The sequence below is a fragment of the Micromonospora sp. NPDC000121 genome, from assembly GCF_042899165.1.
In the GTDB taxonomy this organism is placed as follows: domain Bacteria; phylum Actinomycetota; class Actinomycetes; order Mycobacteriales; family Micromonosporaceae; genus Micromonospora.
Genome location: NZ_JBIAZP010000005.1, coordinates 172,712 through 191,558 on the forward strand (window position 1 = coordinate 172,712; position 18,847 = coordinate 191,558).

General features: G+C 73.6%; 17 protein-coding genes. 6 read left to right on the plus strand and 11 right to left on the minus strand.

The genetic code is table 11. The features are described 5' to 3' along the window. The first annotated feature begins 38 nt into the window (after positions 1–38). The 3 genes from ACFY23_RS16800 to ACFY23_RS16810 are packed head-to-tail and all read left to right on the plus strand — an operon-like array spanning position 39 to position 2,632. A complete protein-coding gene (locus ACFY23_RS16800) occupies positions 39–917 on the plus strand; it encodes a glutamate ABC transporter substrate-binding protein (protein WP_350682832.1) in 879 nt (292 codons plus the stop codon). A 42-nt stretch (positions 918–959) separates the two neighbouring features. Further along, on the plus strand, positions 960–1,667 hold the full coding sequence (locus ACFY23_RS16805; RefSeq protein WP_350682830.1) for an amino acid ABC transporter permease: 708 nt from the start codon (positions 960–962) through the stop codon (positions 1,665–1,667). Continuing rightward, on the plus strand, positions 1,664–2,632 hold the full coding sequence (locus tag ACFY23_RS16810) for an amino acid ABC transporter permease (RefSeq protein ID WP_350682828.1): 969 nt from the start codon (positions 1,664–1,666) through the stop codon (positions 2,630–2,632). Before ACFY23_RS16805 ends, ACFY23_RS16810 begins: the two co-directional genes overlap by 4 nt. A gap of 67 nt (positions 2,633–2,699) precedes the next feature. Here the strand turns inward: ACFY23_RS16810 and rny are convergent, their stop codons facing one another. Next, positions 2,700–4,466, minus strand: coding sequence for a ribonuclease Y (gene rny / locus ACFY23_RS16815; protein ID WP_350682826.1), 1,767 nt, complete (start codon positions 4,464–4,466; stop codon positions 2,700–2,702). A gap of 604 nt (positions 4,467–5,070) precedes the next feature. On the opposite strand from rny, the gene ACFY23_RS16820 reads away from it, so the two are divergent. After that, the gene (locus ACFY23_RS16820; protein ID WP_350682824.1) at positions 5,071–5,661 is read left to right on the plus strand and encodes an HAD-IA family hydrolase; all 591 of its coding nucleotides are present in this window, start codon (positions 5,071–5,073) and stop codon (positions 5,659–5,661) included. Positions 5,662–5,772: 111 nt separating this feature from the next. Here the strand turns inward: ACFY23_RS16820 and ACFY23_RS16825 are convergent, their stop codons facing one another. From ACFY23_RS16825 to ACFY23_RS16855, 7 genes are all read right to left on the minus strand, one after another. Next, complete coding sequence (locus tag ACFY23_RS16825; protein ID WP_350682822.1) at positions 5,773–6,471, minus strand: regulatory protein RecX; 699 nt, start codon at positions 6,469–6,471, stop codon at positions 5,773–5,775. A 7-nt stretch (positions 6,472–6,478) separates the two neighbouring features. Further along, a complete protein-coding gene (gene recA, locus ACFY23_RS16830) occupies positions 6,479–7,525 on the minus strand; it encodes a recombinase RecA (protein WP_088995380.1) in 1,047 nt (348 codons plus the stop codon). A gap of 184 nt (positions 7,526–7,709) precedes the next feature. Further along, a complete protein-coding gene (locus tag ACFY23_RS16835; protein ID WP_350682820.1) occupies positions 7,710–7,910 on the minus strand; it encodes a DUF3046 domain-containing protein in 201 nt (66 codons plus the stop codon). 4 nt (positions 7,911–7,914) lie between these two features. Beyond that, positions 7,915–9,294 (minus strand): MFS transporter, encoded by a 1,380-nt coding sequence (locus ACFY23_RS16840; protein ID WP_350682818.1) that lies wholly within the window; start codon positions 9,292–9,294, stop codon positions 7,915–7,917. A 109-nt stretch (positions 9,295–9,403) separates the two neighbouring features. After that, positions 9,404–10,546, minus strand: a complete 1,143-nt coding sequence (locus tag ACFY23_RS16845) for an acyl-CoA dehydrogenase family protein (RefSeq protein ID WP_350682816.1) — start codon at positions 10,544–10,546, stop codon at positions 9,404–9,406. 95 nt (positions 10,547–10,641) lie between these two features. After that, entirely contained in the window at positions 10,642–11,346 is a 705-nt protein-coding gene (locus ACFY23_RS16850) for a UdgX family uracil-DNA binding protein (RefSeq protein ID WP_350682814.1), read from the minus strand. Between the two features lie 285 nt (positions 11,347–11,631). After that, on the minus strand, positions 11,632–12,972 hold the full coding sequence (locus tag ACFY23_RS16855; protein WP_350682812.1) for an aminotransferase class I/II-fold pyridoxal phosphate-dependent enzyme: 1,341 nt from the start codon (positions 12,970–12,972) through the stop codon (positions 11,632–11,634). Positions 12,973–13,006: 34 nt separating this feature from the next. Between ACFY23_RS16855 and ACFY23_RS16860 the strand changes: the two genes are divergently transcribed. Together ACFY23_RS16860 and leuE are read left to right on the plus strand one after the other, a co-directional pair. Further along, positions 13,007–14,251 carry a bifunctional pyridoxamine 5'-phosphate oxidase family protein/GNAT family N-acetyltransferase gene (locus ACFY23_RS16860; RefSeq protein WP_350819108.1) on the plus strand — a complete coding sequence of 415 codons (1,245 nt, stop codon included), beginning with the start codon at positions 13,007–13,009 and terminating at the stop codon, positions 14,249–14,251. Next, on the plus strand, positions 14,248–14,916 hold the full coding sequence (gene leuE / locus ACFY23_RS16865; protein WP_350682808.1) for a leucine efflux protein LeuE: 669 nt from the start codon (positions 14,248–14,250) through the stop codon (positions 14,914–14,916). The genes ACFY23_RS16860 and leuE overlap by 4 nt, the downstream gene beginning before the upstream one ends. A 119-nt stretch (positions 14,917–15,035) precedes the next feature. Here leuE and ACFY23_RS16870 read toward each other — a convergent pair whose 3' ends face one another. The 3 genes from ACFY23_RS16870 to ACFY23_RS16880 form a co-directional block, all read right to left on the minus strand. Next, positions 15,036–15,962, minus strand: coding sequence for a sporulation protein (locus ACFY23_RS16870; RefSeq protein ID WP_350682806.1), 927 nt, complete (start codon positions 15,960–15,962; stop codon positions 15,036–15,038). A 390-nt stretch (positions 15,963–16,352) separates the two neighbouring features. Beyond that, on the minus strand, positions 16,353–17,417 hold the full coding sequence (locus ACFY23_RS16875; protein WP_350683759.1) for a hemolysin family protein: 1,065 nt from the start codon (positions 17,415–17,417) through the stop codon (positions 16,353–16,355). Then, the gene (locus ACFY23_RS16880) at positions 17,414–18,763 is read right to left on the minus strand and encodes a hemolysin family protein (protein WP_350683757.1); all 1,350 of its coding nucleotides are present in this window, start codon (positions 18,761–18,763) and stop codon (positions 17,414–17,416) included. The genes ACFY23_RS16875 and ACFY23_RS16880 overlap by 4 nt, the downstream gene beginning before the upstream one ends. Positions 18,764–18,847 lie beyond the last annotated feature (84 nt).

Here is an 18,847-nt window from a genome sequence, read left to right on the forward strand (position 1 = left end):
GCCGTCCCCCGGCGGGTTCCTCCGAAGAAGGAGTGAGTATGCGTATCACGCGCGTGGCGGCGCTCGCCGCGGCCGCCACCCTGGCACTCGGCATGACCGCCTGCGGCGGCGACGATGCCGAGGAGGGCACCGGCGCCGGCAGCAAGTCCTTCGCCGCCGGTAGCACGATGGAGCGCCTGAACAAGGCCCAGTCCATCAAGATCGGCACGAAGTTCGACCAGCCCGGCTTCGGCCAGAAGGGCCTGTCCGGCGACCCGGAGGGCTTCGACGTCGAGGTCGCGAAGATCATCGTCAAGGAGCTCGGCATCCCCGAGGACAAGATCGAGTGGGTCGAGGCCCCCTCGAAGGTCCGCGAGGACGTGATCGTGAACGGCACGGTCGACCTGGTCGCCGCGACCTACACGATCAACCCCAAGCGCAAGGAGCGCATCGCGTTCGCCGGGCCGTACTACGAGGCCGGCCAGAACATCATGGTGAAGAAGGACGACGCCACGATCACCGGGCCGGACTCCTTCAAGGACGGCACCAAGAAGGTCTGCTCGGTCACCGGCTCCACCCCGGCCGAGGAGATCAAGAAGCACGTCAAGGACGTCGCCACCCAGCTGGTGCTGTTCGACACCTACGACAAGTGCCGCGACGCCCTCAAGGGCGGCCAGGTCGACGCCGTCACCACGGACAACGTGATCCTGCTCGGCTACATCGCCAAGGACGAGGCCTCCTTCAAGCTGGCCGGCGACAACTTCACCAAGGAGCCGTACGGCATCGGGGTGAAGAAGGAGGACACCGACTTCCGCAACTTCATCAACGACACGCTGGAGAAGGCGTTCGCCGACGGCAGCTGGCAGAAGGCCTGGGACAACACCGCCGGCAAGTTCGGCGCCCAGCTGGGTTCCGCGCCCACCGTCGACCGCTACTAATCTAATTCCTTCGATCTGGAGGGTGGGGAGGAAGACCGACCCGTGAGTGTGCTCATCGACAAGTTCGACGTCTTCGCGGGTGGTTTCTGGCTCACCCTCCAGATCTGCGTACTCGCCGCGATCGGTGCCCTGATCCTGGGCGCCATCGTGGCGGTACTGCGGATCTCCCCGGTGCCGCCGCTGCGGGCGGTCGGCACCGCGTACGTCAACATCTTCCGGAACATGCCGCTGACCGTGGTGATGTTCTTCGCCGCGTTCGGCCTGCCGGCACTCGGCTCCAACGCGGACTTCCTGCGGATCCCCGGCCTGGACGCGGTGTTCAGCCGGCTCGACACGGACCTGCCGTACTTCCGCTTCGCGCTGATCGCGCTGGTGCTCTACACCGCCGCGTTCGTCTGCGAGGCGCTGCGGTCCGGCGTGAACGCCGTCCCCGCCGGCCAGGCGGAGGCCGCCCGGTCGCTCGGCCTCACCTTCGGCCAGAACCTGCGGTACGTGGTGCTGCCGCAGTCCTGGAAGGCCTCGGTGGTGCCCCTCGGTTCGGTCATCATCGCGATGATCAAGAACTCGGCCCTGATCGGCTTCTTCGGCGTGGTCGGCGACCTCTCGCAGACCGCCGACCAGCTCACCTCGGCCGAGGGCTACGCCTTCGTCCCCGTCGCCATCGGCATCTCGATCGGATACCTGATCATGACCGTCCCCCTCGGCGCGCTCCTCGACCGGATCGAGAAGCGGCAGGCGGTGGCCCGATGAGCCAGCAGACCGTCCTCTACGACGTCCCCGGCCCCCGGCAGCGCCGGATCACGCTCGTCAGCAGCCTGGCGGCGACCGTGTTGCTGCTCGCGGGCGCGTACTTCCTGATCTACAAGCCGCTGGACGCCAAGGGCCAGTTCTCGATGGAGCTGTGGGGGCCCCTGCTCGACCCCTCCAACGAGAACTTCTCGCAGGTGTGGGAGCGGATCGGCCTCGGCTTCAAGAACACGCTGACCGCCGCCGCCCTGGCGATCGTCGCCTCGCTGGTGGTCGGCACCCTGCTCGCGGTGCTGCGGATCCAGCTCAAGAGCCTGACCCGCCGCCGGTTCACCGGCCTCGCCACGCCGCTGGCCTACCTGCTGCGCGGGCTGAGCCTGTTCCTGTCGGCGCTCACCCGGGTCTGCGTCGAGGTGTTCCGGGGCCTGCCCGTGGTCATCACGATCTTCTTCGTGGCCCGCGGCTTCCCCGAGTTCGGCGTCTCGTTCGAGACGCTGTGGTACCTGGTCATCGGCCTGACCATCTACAACTCGGTGGTGATCGCCGAGATCCTCCGCTCCGGCATGGAGGGCCTGCCCGGCGGGCAGGCGGAGGCGGCGGCCGCGATCGGCCTCTCCCCGCTGCAGACCACCCGGATCATCCTGCTGCCGCAGGCGTTCCGGATCATGCTGCCGGCGCTGATCAGCCAGCTCGTGGTGGTGCTCAAGGACACCTCGCTCGGCTTCATCATCAGCTACGAGGAGACCCTGAACATCGGCAAGCAGCTCATCGGCGTGCTGGACAACCCGATCCAGGTCTACGTCGTGATCGCGGTGATGTTCATCGTGGTGAACTACTCGCTGTCGAAGCTGGCCCAGTACGTCCAGCACCGCCTCTCCCGGGGTCGCAAGACCGCCGGCACCCCGACGCAGCCGCCCCCCGCGGCGCTCACCGCACAGGCCGACGGCAGCATGGGCGGAGGTCTCTGACCCCCGCTCCAGTCCTGCGAAGGGGCCGGCCCGGATCTCCGGGCCGGCCCCTTCGCGTTGTCGAGGTCTAGCGGGCGATCTCGGTGACCCGGGACTCGCGGACGACGGTCACCCGGATCTGACCCGGGTAGGTCAGCTCCTCCTCGATCTGCTTGGCCACGTCCCGGGCCAGCACGGCGGCGCCGATGTCGTCCACGTCGTCCGGCTTGACCATCACCCGGATCTCCCGGCCGGCCTGCATGGCGAAGACCTTCTCCACGCCGAGCTTGCCGGCCGCGATCTCCTCGATCCGCTCCAGCCGCTTGACGTACGCCTCCAGGCTCTCCCGCCGCGCCCCGGGCCGCCCGCCGGAGCAGGCGTCGGACGCCTGGGTGAGGACGGCCTCGATGGTCTGCGGCGGCACCTCGTTGTGGTGCGCCTCGATGGCGTGGACGACGTCCTCGCTCTCGCCGTACCTGCGGGCCAGGTCGGCGCCGATGATGGCGTGGCTGCCCTCCACCTCGTGGGTGAGCGCCTTGCCGATGTCGTGCAGGAACGCCGAGCGCTTGATCGTCGGCACGTCGAGCCGCAGCTCGGCCGCCATGATGCCGGCGATGTGTGCGGTCTCCACGAGGTGCTTGAGCACGTTCTGCCCGTACGACGTGCGGTAGCGCAGCCGGCCGAGCAGGGTGACCAGCTCCGGGTGGATCTCGGTGATGCCGACCTCGACCAGGGCGTCCTCGGCGGCCCGCTGGCACAGCGTCTCCACCTCGTGCCGGGCCAGGTCGTAGACCTCCTCGATCCGGTGCGGGTGGATCCGCCCGTCCAGGACCAGCTTCTCCAGGGTCAGCCGGCCGACCTCCCGGCGCACCGGGTCGAAGCAGGAGAGCAGCACCGCCTCGGGGGTGTCGTCGATGATGAGGTTGACGCCGGTGACCGACTCGAAGGCGCGGATGTTGCGACCCTCCCGGCCGATGATCCGTCCCTTCATCTCGTCGCCGGGCAGGTGCAGGACACTGACCACGCTCTCCGCGGTCTGCTCGCTGGCGACCCGCTGGATCGCGTCGACGACGATGTGCCGGGCGCGCTGCTCGGCGGTGTCACGCGCGTCGGATTCGATGTCGCGGACCAGCAGCGCGGCCTCCCGCTTGGCCTGGCCCTCGATCGCCTCGATCAGCTCGGCCCGGGCCGCGTCGGCGGTGAGCCCGGCGACCCGCTCCAGCTCCCGGCGCCGCTGCTCCTCCGCCTCGGCCAGCTCCGCCTCCCGCTGGTCGAGCGCGGCCCCACGGGCGGCCAGGGCCGCGCTGGCGGCCGTGAGCTGACGCTCCCGCTCGGCGAGCCGCTCCACCTCCTCGGTGTGCAGCCGCTCGCGCTCGTCCATCCGGGCCGCCCGCCGCTCCACCTCGGCGGCCTGCTCCCGGGTGGTGGCGGCGAGCACCGCGACCTCGCGTTCGCCGCTGCGCCGGGCCGTGGCCCGTAGCTGCTCCGCGTCCGCCTCGGCCTGCTTGTGGGCCCGTTCCAGGATGGTGTCGGCCTCCGCGCGGGCGTCGTCGAGCACCCGGCGCGCCTCGGCGCGGGCCGCCTTCGCCTCGGCCTTCGCTGCGGCCGCCTCGGCCCGGGCCGCCGCGGCGGCGGACTTCGCCACGTCGATGGTGCTGTTGGCCTCGTCGGCGGCGCTGCGCAGCGCGGCCAGGGACTGTTCCTGCCGGTCCTTCTCGGCGATGAAGGCGGGATCCTCGGGTGCCGGCGCGGCGCCGAGCCGGCGCAGCGTCCGTACGCCCAGCAGCACCGCCCCGAGGACGACCACGGTCAGGACCAGCACCACCGCGAGGATCACGACGTCGAAGCCGTTCATGCCGGCGCCCCGTTCCGCACGGCCGGCACCCGGTCGGCCACGCCCCGGTCGGCCCGCGATCGGTGCGGGCCCGGCCCGGCGGTCAACCCGCTCATGTCGGCACCCCGGTGGACCTGCGCCGCCTCGCCATGGCCGCCTCCCCTGAACGTCGGGACCGCAGCGACGGTGCCGGTGGGCACGCACCCTGCGGCTGTGGACGCCCGACCGGAGCGACTGGCCGTGGGTAGGTTCCGTCGGCGGTGCCCACGCGGGGCATCGCCGGCGGCCGGGTGCAGTTGTCGCGCCAGCCTCGGACCGGCCTGTCCGAAGCTGCCGCCAGTGGCCGACGAGTCGGCCAAAGTGTTGCTGTTCCGTTACGCGATCTATGTTGTGCGCTTAGCCTGCGCTGGTCGGGCAATGTGAGCCTGTATGGCGAGGCTAGGTCTCCCGGGGCCGTCTGGTCAAGAACTCATGATCAAACCCCCCGAACGGAGAGAAGTTGTCGCGTTACGCAACGCCCACGCCAGCCCGGACACCGGAGGACAAACGAGGCGAGTCGGCGGGGCGTCCGCCGGCCGGTCCGCCCGGCCGCCCGGCTCGCCACGCGGCCGCCTACCCTATCCGGGTGCTGCTCCCCCTGCCGCCCGGCGAGTTCCGGGCCTACCTCTTCGACTGCGACGGCACCATCGCCGACTCGATGCCGCTGCACCACCTCGCCTGGGTCGAGGCGCTCAAGGAGTGGGACTGCGACTTCCCGGAGGACCTCTTCTACGCCTGGGGCGGCCGCCCGGTGGCCGACATCATCGTCGAACTCAACGAGCGCCACGGCCTGACCATGCCGGTCGAGGCGGTCGCCGCCCGCCAGGAGACGATCTACCAGGAGTCCCTGCCGAGGCTCACCGCCGTCCCCGGCGTCCTGCGGCACATCGAGGACGCCCACGGGCGGGTTCCCTTCGCCGTGGTCTCCGGCAGCACCCGGGAGTCGGTCACGGCCTCCCTGGACACCCTCGGCCTCACCGGGAAGTTCGACGTGCTGGTCTGCGCGGGCGACTACGCCAGGGCCAAGCCCGACCCGGAGGCGTTCCTGCTCGCCGCCCGGCTCCTCGACATCCCACCGGAGTCCTGCCTCGTCTTCGAGGACACCGACCTGGGCGTCGCGGCGGCCACGGCCGCGGGCATGGCCGCCGTGCGCGTCCCGTCGCCCCGGCAGCGGTAGCGCCACTCCGCGACCGGGCCCCCGGCGGCATCGGTCTGGCCCCCGGCAGGTGGCCCACCGGTGTGCGTCCGGCGGCCCCGCGCGGGGCCGCCGGCTCGCCGTCGGTTGCGCTCAGTCGACGGAGCGGCTGTCCCGGTCGATCTCGCCCTCGGCGTCGGCCAGCGCGTCGGCGTCGATCTGCTCGGCGAACTCGGCCGCCTCGGCGCTCTGGGCGGCGAGCGCGTCCTTCACCGCCCGGATCGCCACGCCGGGCGGGTAGCCCTTGCGGGCCAGCATGGCCACCAGGCGCCGGAAGACCGCGTCCGGCTCGCCGCGGGCGGACCGCAGCTTCCGCTCCACCAGGGCGCGGGCGGTCTCGGCCTCGGTCTCCTCGTCCAGCTCACCGAGGGCCTCGCTGGCGACCTCGCCGTCGACGCCGCGCTGACGCAGCTCGTTGGCGAGCGCCCGACGGGCCAGGCCACGGCCGGCGTGCCGACTGGACACCCAGGCCCGCGCGAAGGCGGCGTCGTCGATGATGCCGACCTCGTCGTAGCGGTCGAGCACCTCCGCGGAGACCTCCTCGGAGATCCCCCGCTTCGCCAGCGCCCCCGCAAGCTCGGCCCGGGTGCGCGGCCGGACGGCGAGCTGGCGCAGACAGATCTCCCGCGCCACCTCCGCCTCGTCGCGCGGCGGGGCGGGAGGCGCCTCGGGGTCGGTCTCCTCGACGCGACCGCGGCGACCCCGGCGGGGCCGGGGCGTCGTGGTGCCGTCACCCGCGCGGGGCGGACTGGCATCCCAGCCCCGCCCCGTGCGGGCGCGTCGTCCTGCCACGGGTCGGTCAGAAGTCGACCGGCGGCAGCTCCGGGCCACCGGCGGCGTCGCCCGCGCCGACCCCGACGCCGAGCTTCTCCAGGATCTTCTTCTCGATCTCGGCGGCCACGTCCGGGTTCTCCCGGAGGAACTCGCGGGCCTTCTCCTTGCCCTGGCCCAACTGGTCGCCGTCGTAGGTGTACCAGGCGCCGGACTTGCGGATGATCGCCTGCTCGACGCCGACGTCGATCAGCGAGCCCTCGCGGGAGATGCCCTTGCCGTACATAATGTCGAACTCGGCCTGCTTGAACGGCGCGGCGACCTTGTTCTTCACGACCTTGACCCGGGTGCGGTTACCGACCACGTCCGTGCCGTCCTTGAGGCTCTCGATGCGGCGCACGTCGAGCCGGACCGAGGCGTAGAACTTCAGCGCCCGGCCGCCCGTGGTGGTCTCGGGGCTGCCGAACATCACGCCGATCTTCTCGCGGAGCTGGTTGATGAAGATCGCGGTGGTGCCGGTGTTGTTGAGCACACCGGTGATCTTCCGCAGCGCCTGGCTCATCAGCCGGGCCTGCAGACCCACGTGGCTGTCGCCCATCTCGCCCTCGATCTCGGCGCGCGGCACCAGCGCGGCCACCGAGTCGATCACGATGATGTCGAGCGCGCCGGAGCGGACCAGCATGTCCGCGATCTCCAGCGCCTGCTCGCCGGTGTCGGGCTGGGAGACCAGCAGGGCGTCGGTGTCGACGCCGAGGGCCTTCGCGTATTCCGGGTCGAGCGCGTGCTCGGCGTCGACGAAGGCGGCGATGCCGCCGGCCCGCTGGGCGTTGGCCACGGCGTGCAGCGCGACCGTGGTCTTACCGCTGGACTCCGGGCCGTAGATCTCGACGACCCGGCCGCGGGGCAGACCGCCCACGCCGAGCGCCACGTCGAGGGCGATCGACCCGGTGGGGATGACCGCGGTCTGGATGACCGGCCGCTCCCCGAGCCGCATCACCGAGCCCTTGCCGAACTGCTTGTCGATCTGAGCGAGAGCAAGGTCGAGTGCCTTCTCCCGGTCAGGCCCTGCTGCCATCGTTGCCACCCCTGCCTTCGCCGGCGTCTTTCCTGAGCTTCGCGTCACGCGGACACGCTAGGCGCTGGGTCCGACAGAAAACCAGCCGACGGGCCGTGAGCTGTGGACGAGCACCCCGCTGTGGACAATAGCCGAACAGGTGTACGAGTCGGCAAGCGACACGCGGAAGCGGCGAAACGGCTGCTCAGCGTAGCCGCGCGGGCACCCGGTCGGGATAGGCGGCGCAGATCGCCCGCCACACGACGTGCGCCTGCTCACCCGATGCCAGCGCCTGCTCGACGGTCCGCCCGCCGAGCTGGGAGAGCACCTGGTCGCGGGCGATGCTGGCCGCGTAGGCGGGGCCGAACGCCTCCTCCAACCGCGACCAGAAGTCGGTCAGCCGCACGTGATCAATCCTCCTCGTCCGGTGCGCCCGCCGGCACCGGACGCAACGCTAGCGCCACCAGGGGCACCGCCGCGACCGCCGCGAGCAGGGCGAGCACCGGATAACCGGCCATCTCCATGACAAACCCGCTGACCGCCCCGGCGGCGGCGCCGGCCAGCCCCATAGTCAGGTCGGAGAGCCCCTGGACGCTCGGGCGGATCCCCACCGGCACCGACTCCGACAGCAGGGTGGAACCGGCCACCATGGTCCCCGACCAGCCCAGGCCGAGCAGGAACAGCCCGATCGAGAGCCGGGTCGTGTGGTGCCCGGCGGTGCCGGCGACCGCGCACGCCACGAGCAGCAGCCCGACGCCGCCGAGGATCACCGCCCGGCGGCCGAACCGGTCCGTGAGCCAGCCGGCCACCGGGGCGAGGGCGTACATGCCGGCGATGTGCAGGCTCAGCACGAGACCAACCACCCGCAGCACGTCGGCGTCGTCGTGCCACTCGTGCAGGCGCACCGGGGTCATCACCATCACCGCGACCATGACCAGGTGCCCGACCGCCACCGCGGCGATGCCGAGCCGGGCGGCCGGGCTCGCGCGTACGACCGACCAGGCGGCCCGCATGCCCGCGCCGCGCCGGCCGGCCGGCGCCGGCGTGACGACGGCGTCCGGCAGCGGGGTGGCGGCGGGAGCGGCGTCCGGCGACGGGGCGGCCGGGACGACGGCCGGTGGCACGGTGACCGGCGCGGCGGCGGCCGCCGCCAGCCGGCGCGCGGTCAGCAGCGGGTCGGGCCGCAGCAACGCCAGGATCACGCCGGCGGCCAGCGCCAGCGCGACGGCACTGAACGCGAACGGACCGGCCAGCGTCGGCAGGCCCCAGCCGCTGGTGGTGCGGTCCGCGAACGCGGCGAAGTTCGGCGCGGCGACCGCGCCGATGGTGGTGGCCCAGACGATCAGCGCGAGCTGGCGGCCCCGCCGCGCCGGCTCGGCCAGGTCCACCGCGGCGTAGCGGGCCTGGAGGTTGGCCGCGCTGCCGCCGCCGAAGAGGAGCATGCCGAGGAAGAGCAGCGGGACCCAGCGGGTGACGGCGGCGAGCACCACCAGTCCGCCGCCGGCCGCGCCGGCGAGATAGGCCACGACCAGGCCGGGCCGCCGGCCGTGACCGTTCATGATCCGGGTGACCGGCACCGCGAGCAGGGCCCCGCCCACCACGGCGGCGCTGCTCACCAGGCCGGCCACGGCGGTGCCGGCGATGTCGGCGGCGAGCAGCGCCCCGACGGCGACGCCGACCGTCACCCCGATCCCGCCGACGATCTGGGTGACGAAGAGCAGCCGCAGGGTGCGCCGCTGGATCGGCGTGACATCGGGCGCGGTGAGCGGCGCGGCGAGGTCGGTGGCCATCGGCGGCTCCTTCAGCGGTAAGGGGCGGGGGTGCCCTCTCATCCTTGCGCACCCGCCGCGCCGCCCCACAGCCGGTGGCCGCCCCGGCCGCGCCCCTCCCCCGGTTGCGCTACAGGCCCAGGCCGCGGCCGATGATCTCCTTCATGATCTCGGTGGTGCCGCCGTAGATCGTCTGCACCCGCCCGTCCAGCCAGGCCTTCGCCACCGGGTACTCCAGCATGTAGCCGTAGCCGCCGTGCAGTTGCACGCAGCGGTCGGCGACCCTGTTCTGCAGCTCGGTGGTCCACCACTTCGCCTTGGCCGCGTCGGTGACCGACAGCCGGCCGGCGTTGTACTCGGCGACGCAGTGGTTGACGAAGGTGCGCGCGATGGTGACCTCGGTGTCCAGCTCGGCCAGGAGGAAGCGGTTGTGCTGGAACGCGCCGATCGGCCGGCCGAACGCCTGCCGGGAGCGGGCGTAGTCGAGGGTGACGGCGAGCAGCCGCTCGGCGGCGGCCACCGCGGCGACCGCGATGCTGAGCCGCTCCCGGGGCAGGTTGGCCATCAGGTGGTAGAAGCCGTGGTTCTCGGTGCCGATCAGGTTCTCCGCCGGCACCCGGCAGTCGGAGAAGAAGAGCTCGGCGGTGTCGTTGGCCTTCAGCCCGACCTTGGCCAGCCGCCGGCCGCGGGAGAAGCCGGGGGTGCCGGCCTCCACGGCGACCAGGCTCACCCCGTGCGCGCCCTGGTCCGGCGCGGTGCGGACGACCACGACCACCAGGTCGGCCATCTCCCCGTTGGTGATGAACGTCTTCTGGCCGTTGAGCACCCAGCCGTCACCGTCACGGACCGCGCTGGTGCGGACTCCGGCGAGGTCGGAGCCGGCGCCGGGCTCGCTCATCGCGATCGCCGTGACGAGATCGCCGGAACAGAACCCGGGCAACCAGCGCTTGCGCTGGTCCTGCGTGGTCAGTTCGGTCAGGTACGGCGCCACCACGTCGTTGTGCAGGCCGAAACCGAGCCCGGTGCAGCCGGCGGCGACCACCTCCTCGGCCAGCACCGCGTTGAACCGGAAGTCCCGCTGCCCGCCGCCGCCGTACTCCGGGTCGACGTCCGGGCCCAGGAGGCCGGCCGCCCCGGCCCGGCGCCACACCTCGCGGTCGACGATCCCGGCGGCCTCCCAGCGCTCGTGGTGGGGCACGGCCTCCCGGTTCAGGAACTCGCGGCACAGCTCGCGGAAGTCCTCGTGGTCCCGCTCGTAGAGATGCTGCTCCATGGCCGCCAGTGTGGCACCGCGCACCCGCCCTGCCCAGGGGCCGACGGGGGCGGCTCAGCTCCACCAGGCGGCGCCGGCGACCAGGGAGTGACGGCTCAGCCGGCGAGGGCGCGGGCGGCCACGGCGAGGTCGGCGACCAGCCCCTCGTACGCCTTGTCCTGGTCGTCGGCGCGGAGCACGGCCGACGGGTGGATGGTGGCCAGCAGCCGGGCCGGCGGGGCGTCGGCGACGGTGCCCTTGGCGTCCACCGGCACCCGCTGGAAGTCCTCCGGGTGCTGGGCCGACGCCGGCCAGGGCATGAGTTCGCCGCGCTGCCGGGTGACCCGGAACGTCGGGCCGAGCAGCGCCTTGGCCGCGGTCGCGCCGAGCACCACCACGATCTCCGGGCGCAGCTGGGCGAACTCGGCCACGAGCCAGGGCCGGCAGGCCGTGACGTGCACCCGGTCCGGGGTCTGGTGGATGCGCCGCTTGCCGCGCAGCTCGAACCTGAAGTGCTTCACGGCGTTCGTGAGGTAGATGTGCCCCGGGTCGAGCCCGGCGTCGTCGACCGCCTTGCGGAGCAGCCGACCGGCGGGGCCGACGAACGGCAGCCCCTTCTGGTCCTCCATGTCGCCGGGCTGCTCGCCGACGAAGACCACCCGGGCACCGGCGTCGCCGCGGCCGAACACGGTCTGCGACGCGTCGCGGTACAGCTCGCAGCCCCGACAGCCAGCGGCGGCGGCGCGCAGGTCGTCGAGGGTGTCGGCCTGTGGCGGGATGAACTGCTGCGCGCCCGGCGCGGTCTCGGTCTGCTCGGCCATGTCGACTGTTATATACCCGTTCGGGCAGCGATGCCGGTCCGTCCTGCCTCCGCACGACGTCCGACCGGCGGCCGGGCCGTCAGTATCCGCCGCCGCCGTCGCCGCCGGACGCCAGCGCGATCACCACGATCAGGAGCACGATCACCGCCACCACGACCGCGATCCAGACACCTCTCCTCGACCCCGTCGAAGCCATGGTCGTCCACCTCCGGCACCGCGCTTACCCACCCGGCGGCTGGTCACGCCGCGCCCGGCACACCGACGCGTCGCCGGCCCGGGCGCGGGTCAGGCGGTGAAACCCCGCGACGCGGCGGGTCGGACGGCACGGGCGACGGCGTCGGCGAGCGGTGCGACCTCGCCGTCGTCCAGCGAGCTGACGGTGATCCGCAACCCGGGCGGGCCGGCGATCCGGTAGAGCGCCCCGGGCGCGACCGCCCAGCCGGCGTCGCGCAGCGCGGTCAGCGCGCTGGTCTCGTCCGCCACCGGCAGCCACACGTTGATGCCGCTGCGCCCGTGGGCGGCGAGGCCGTGGCCGGCGAGCGCCTCGACCAGCCCTGCGCGCCGCCGCTCGTAGCTGGCGGCGGCCCGGTCCACCAGCCCGGCCACCGCCGGGTCGCGCCACAGCGACAGGACCAGCCGTTGCAGCACCGTGGACACCCAGCCGGCGCCGACCCGGGCCCGGCCGGCCACCCGGGCCACCGTGGTCTCGTCCCCCACCAGCACGGCCAGCCGCAGATCGGGCCCGAGCGGCTTGCTCACCGAGCGGACGAAGGCCCACGTCGGCGTCGCCCCGGCGAGCGGATGCAGCGGTACGCGGGCCAGCTCGGCGGCGTGGTCGTCCTCGATCAGCAGCAGGTCGGACCGGCCGGCGAGCAGCGTACGCAGCTCCTCGGCCCGCCCGGCGGAGACGGCCGCGCCGGTGGGGTTCTGCGCCCGGCTGGTCACGATCAGCGCGCGGGCCCCGGCGTCGAGCGCGGCCCGGACGCCCCCGACGAGCGGGCCGTCGTCGTCGACCGGCACCCCGATCGGCCGCAGCCCGAGCGCGGCGACCAGGTCGAGCAGGTTGGCCCAGCCCGGGTCCTCGACCGCGACCGCGTCGCCGGGGCGCAGGTGGGCGACGAGCAGCCGCTCGATGCCGTCCAGCGCGCCGCCGGTGAGGGTCAGCTCCGTCGCGGGCACGCCGTCGGCGGCCAGCCGTTCGCGGGCCGCCTCGGCCAGTTCGGGCAGCACCCCGGCGGCCGAGTACCCGACGGGCGACCCGGCGTCGGCGGCGAGCCCGGCGAGGTGCGCCCCCAGCGGCGGCAGCAGCCGCGGGTCGGGCTCGCCCAGCGAGAGGTCGCGCAGGCCGGGGGCGGGCGGCGGGCGCAGCGCGGAGCGGCGGGCCGCCACCGGCGGGCGGGGCCGCACCCGGGTGCCGTGCCGGCCGGCGGTGACCACCAGGCCCCGCTGGCGCAGCTCCTGGTAGGCCCGGGCCACGGTGGCCGGGCTGACCGCGAGCTGGGCGGCGAGCGCGCGCACCGCCGGCAGGGCGGCGCCGGGGGCGAGGGCGGCGGAACGGATGCCCGACTCGATGCTGGCCGAAATCTCGACGGCTGTCGCGCCGGTGACCTGATAGCGTGCTGACACAAATCAGAGATTGTACTAGAACAAAGGCGGGAGCATGTACGCACGCACCGACCGGACCACCGCCAGCCGCTCCCGGGAACGGATGAGCTACGACGCCACCGCCGCACACGCGGTCCTCGACGAGGCGTACGACTGCGCGCTCGGGTTCACCGTCGACGGCGAGCCCCGGGTGCTGCCCACCCTGCACGTCCGCGTCGGCGACACCCTCTACCTGCACGGCTCCACGGGCAGCCGGCCGCTCCTGGCCGCCCGGGGCGACGGGCTGCCGGTCTGCGTCGCGGTGACCCTGCTCGACGGCCTCGTCTACGGGCGCTCCCAGTTCCACCACAGCGCCAACTACCGGTCGGTGGTCGCGCACGGCACCGCGCACCTGGTCACCGACGAGCGGGAGAAGGCGCGGGTGCTCACCGCGCTGGTGGAGAAGGTCGGCGCCGGGCGCAGCGCCGACAGCCGCCCGCCGTCGCGCAAGGAGCTGGCCGAGACCGCCGTGCTGGCCCTGCCGCTGCGCGAGGTCTCCGTCCGCGCCCGCACCGGCGGCGTACGCGACGACGAGGCCGACCTCGCCCTGCCGCACTGGGCCGGGGTGGTGCCGCTGCGGCTCACCGCCGGGCTGCCCGAGCCCGACGCCGGGGTGACCGCGCCGGTGCCGGCGTACCTGCGGCCGGCCCTCTCGCCGTGGCTCGACCCGGCGGTCCTGCGCGGGGAGCACGTGGTGCTGGAGCCCCTCGACCTCGCGCACGCCGACGAGCTGCACGCGGCGACCGCCGACCCGGAGGTCTGGCGGCACCTGGGCAGCCCGCTGCCGGCCGACCCCGCCGGCACCGCCGAGGTGGTCGCCACCGCGCTGGCCGCCCACCGCCGGGGCGAGCGGGTGCCGTGGGTGCAGCGCTGCGCCGCCACCGGCGCGGTGGTCGGCACCACCTCCTACTACGAGGTGGATCCGGAGCGCCGGTCGGTGGCGATCGGCTACACCTTCCTGGGCCGGCCCTGGTGGCGCACCGGGATCAACACCGAGGCGAAGCTGCTGCTGCTGACCCGCGCCTTCGACGAGCTGGGCGCGGTGCGGGTGGTCTGGCACACCGACATCCGCAACGAGCGCTCCCAGCGGGCGATCGAGCGCCTCGGCGCGTCCCGGGAGGGGGTGCTGCGGATGCACAAGCTCCGCCCGGACGGCTCGTGGCGGGACACCGTGCAGTATTCGATGACCGTCGACGAGTGGCCAAACGCACAGGTCGCGCTGCGGGAAAGGCTTCGCCGGACGGCACCGGCGGCCGGATGATGTCGGGCGTGCTGGGCATCACCGACATCTGGACGTACGTGCTGGGCACCGTGGCGATCGTGCTGTTGCCCGGGCCCAACTCCCTCTTCGTGCTCTCCACGGCCGCGCAGCGGGGGGTGGCCGCCGGCTACCGTGCCGCCGGCGGGGTCTTCGTCGGCGACGGGGTGCTGATGTTCCTCTCCGCCGCCGGGGTGGCGTCGCTGCTCAAGGCGTACCCGCCGCTCTTCCTGGTGATCAAGTACGTCGGCGCCGCGTACCTCGGCTATGTGGGGTTGACGATGCTGCGCGGCGCGTGGCGGCGCTGGCGCGACCGCAACGACCCGGCCACGCCGCGGTTGATCGACGCCGCGGAGCCGGCGGCGATGCGCAGCCCGTTCCGCAAGGCGCTCGTGATCAGCCTGCTCAACCCGAAGGCGATCCTGTTCTTCGTCTCGTTCTTCATCCAGTTCGTCGACCCGAACTATGCGTGGCCGGCGCTGTCGTTCCTCCTGCTCGGGCTGATCGCCCAGGTCACCAGCGCGCTCTACCTGACCGCGCTGATCTTCGCCGGGACGTTCCTGGCGGCCCAGTTCCGCCGGCGCCGCCGCCTCGCCGCCGGCGCCACCACCGGCGTCGCCGCCCTCTTTCTCGGCTTCAGCCTCAAACTCGCCACCGCCAGCGTCTGACCCCCGGCCCCCCACCTTCCGCGATCTTGCATTTTCGGCCCCCGGTTACGGGCGGGAAGCCCGATTTGCCGGGGCACGAAGTGCAAGATCGCGGGGCGGGGCGGGGCGGGGGCGGGTGGTCAGGTGCCGTCGCCGCCGCCGGAGCCGCCGATGCCGGCTCCGCCGGCGGTGCCGCCGAGGCCGAAGCCTGGGTGGACGGGCTCGTCCGGCGGGCGGCTGACGTGCGCCGACTCGGCGATCGTCGCGGACCAGTCGGCGTGCGCGGCGGCCGCGGCGTGCCGGTTGATCGCCTCGCGCAGCCAGCCGTCCACCGTCGCCACCCAGTCCCGCTGGTCGGCGCCCGCGTGCCAGATCCGGAAACGGCTGATGCTCTGGTGGGTGATCCCGGCCAGGGCCAGCCGCCGGTCCATCCAGAAGAGGACCTCCAGGCCGGCCGGGTTGGCGATGAAGATCAGCTCCAGCTCGGTGATCGGCCCGGCGTAGAGCGGCGCCACCCAGAATCCCAGCCGCTGGTGCAGCGGCAGGGTCTGTTCCACCCCCGGCAGCCGGGCGTCGACCAGGCCGGCCTGGCGCATGCTGAAGCCCAGCGTGTCGAAGGCGGCCAGGATGTGCGCCTGGGTGGGCAGCGGGTGCACGAAGACCGGCACCATCGCACCCTGGTCGAGCCGCGGCTCGACCGCCACCTCGGTGCGCAGTCCCATCCGCAGGCTGAGCAGGGGCACCCCGCCGAAGATGGTCACCGGGGTCTCCCAGGGCAGCGGGAACTCGAACGGGATCGTGCGGCCCCGCCCGGCCCGCAGCACGAAGCCGTCGGCGACGGTCGCCTGGTGGAACTGCACCAGGCGGCGGGGCGCCTCCGGGTCGTCCGGCTCCGCCGTGGTGACCAGGCCGAGCCGGACGTGCAGCACCGGCACGTCGGTCGAGCCGGCGATGACGGTGACCCGCCCGGGCAGCCGCAGCCCGGGGCGGGTGCTCGGGTTGGCCAGGGCGGTGCGGACGGACAGCCCGGTCCACCCGGACTCCGGCGACACCCCGGTCAACCGCATCCGCACTCCCCCCGTCGCATCCCGCGCTCCGGCCGGGCCGTTGGGACCGACCTGGCCGCGATCGGGCGCGCGGGACACCCCGGCCCGTGCCGCCGGCCCCTGCCCGCGCGCCGCCCGGCCCCGGCCGGTGCGTGACCCGGTCCGGTCCCGGCCCCGGCCCGGCCCCATCTGGCCGGTGCGTCACCCGGCCCGGTCCCTCCAGCCTCGCGGACCTGGCGGGCGTCCGTGCGGTCTTCCGCGAAGACCCACGGGCGACGTACCGGGCGGTCTCCGGCGAAGATCGCCCGGACCCGACGTGCCGGGCCGCCCCAAGCCGCACCCGGGGGCCTCACGTGACGGACCGGACGTGCCGGGCCGCCCCCGGGTCGACCCGGGGGCGGCCCGCGGGTCTCACCTCATGCGTCGGCCGCGCGGCACCGGGTCGGTCTCGTCGTCGAACTCGCCGATGACCTCCTCCAGGAGGTCCTCCAGCGCGACGAACCCGATCGGCCGGGTCGGGCCGCCGCCGTTGCGCACGAGCGCGAGCTGGGACTGCCGGGCCCGCATCGCCGCCACCGCGTCGGTCACCGTGGCCGCGGCGGGCAGGGTGAACGCGCTGGTCATCAGGTCGCCGGCGGTGACCGCGCGGCCCGTGGTGGTGGCCCGCACCGCCTCCCGGACGTGGACGAGGCCGCAGACGTCGCCGTTCGCGTCCAGCACGGCCAGCCGCGACCGGCCGCTGTCCCGGCTGACCTGCTCGATCCGGGCGGCGTCCTCGTCGCGGCGGACCGTCACCATCTGGTGGAACGGCTCCATCACCTGGGCCACCGTGGTGCCCTGCAGCTCCAGCATGCTGGTCAGCAACTGGTGCTGCTCGACGCCGAGCAGCCCGTGCTCACGGGACTGCTCCAGCAGGATGCGCAGCTCGTCGGGGCCGTGCACCTGGGCGAGCTGGTCCTGCGGGTTGACCTTGGCGAGCCGCAGCATCGCGTTGGCCAGGGCGTTCATCACCGACAGCACCGGCCGGGCGACCCGCGCGAAGGCGCGGAACGGCAGCGCCAGCAGCATCGCCGAGCGCTCGGCGTCGGTGATCGCCCAGGACTTCGGCGCCATCTCGCCGACCACCAGGTGCAGGAAGGTGACCAGGCTGAGGGCGAAGACCAGCGCGACCGCGTGACTCGCGGCGTCCGGCAGCCCGACCGCGTGCAGCAGCGGGCTGAGCAGGTGCTCGATCGCCGGCTCGGCGAGCGCACCGAGCCCCAGGGTGCACAGCGTGATGCCGAGCTGCGCGCCGGCGAGCATCAGCGACAGCTCCCGTACGCCATCCAGGGCGGCCCGGGCGGCCCGGCCGCCCCCGGCGGCCGCCTGCTCCAGGCGGTAGCGCTTGCTGGCCACCAGGGCGAACTCGGCGGCCACGAAGAAGCCGTTCAACGCCAGCAGGATCACCGACGTGAACAGCGCGATGCCCGGGCTCACTCGGACACCTCCTCGGACTCGGCGAGCCGCAGCCGGACCGAGTCGGCCACGTGCCGGTCGACGGCCAGCACCTCGACGAGGGCGCGCGGCTCGACCGCGCCGTCCTCGCCGTCGGCGATCAGGCTGATCTCCAGCCGGTCACCGACCTCGGGCACCCGGCCCAGCTCCCGCATGACCAGGCCGGAGAGGGTGTCGTACTCCGGGGCCTCGGGCAGCTCGATGCCGGTGCTGTCGGCGACCTCGTCGATGCGCCAGCGCGCGGGCACCACCCAGGAGCCGTCGGCCTGCCGGGCGGGCGCGCGCTCGGGCGGGTCGTCCTCGTCCCGGATCGGGCCGACCAGTTCCTCGGCGATGTCCTCGAGGGTGATCACGCCGGCGAAGCCGCCGTACTCGTCGACGACGCAGGCGAGCTGCCGGTGGCCGGAGCGGAGCCGGTCCAGCACGGTCGGCAGCGGCAGGGTCTCCGGCACCAGCAGCGGCGGGCCGGCGACCGCACTGACCGGGGTGGTCGCGCGCCGCTCGGGGGGCACCCCGAGCACGTCGGCGATGCCGATGACGCCGACGAGGTCGTCGACGCCCTCCGCGCCGCGCACCGGGAAGCGGGACTTGCCGGTGTCGAGCAGCTCCACCACCCGGCTGACCGGCTCGTGCGCGCGTACGGTGTGCACGTCGACGCGGGGCACCATGGCCTCGCCCGCCGTCAGCTCGCGAAAGTCGAGCCCCCGGTCGAGCAGGGTGGACATCTCGGCGGTCAGGTGCCCCTCCTGGCGGGACTCGGCGATGATCTGTTCCAGGTCCTCCGGGGTGGCGCCGCTGGGCAGCTCCTCGATCGGCTCGATGCCGACGCGGCGGAGCAGCCGCACCGCGGCGCGGTCGAAGAGCTTGATCAGCGGACCGGCCACCTTGAGGTAGATCAGGGTGGAGCGGCTCAGGGCCTTCGCCAGGGGCTCGGGCCGGGCGATGGCGAGGTTCTTCGGGGCCAGCTCGCCCAGGACCATCTGCACCACGGTCGCGAGGACGAGTGCCAGGGCGACCGAGAGCGGCAGGCTGACCGCCGTGGAGACGCCGGCCACCCCGAGCAGCTCGGCCAGCCCGGCACCGAGGAACGGCTCGGCGACGTAACCGACGAGCAGGGCGGTGACGGTGATGCCGAGCTGGGCGCCGGAGAGCATGAACGACAGCCGTCCGGTCACCTCCAAAGCCCGGGCCGCGGCCTTGTCGCCGTCGTCGGCGAGCTGCTTGAGCCTGCCCCGGTCGACGGCGACGTAGCCGAACTCCTGGGCCACGAAGTAACCGGTGGCGGCGGTGAGCACGATGATGAGAAGAAGACCGAGGACGATCAACACGGGTCGTTCAGGGCTCCCGTGGTCGTCGGGGTCGGGGAACGCCGGGCAGGACCCGGCTGGCTACTGCTGCCCTCCTGGGCAGAG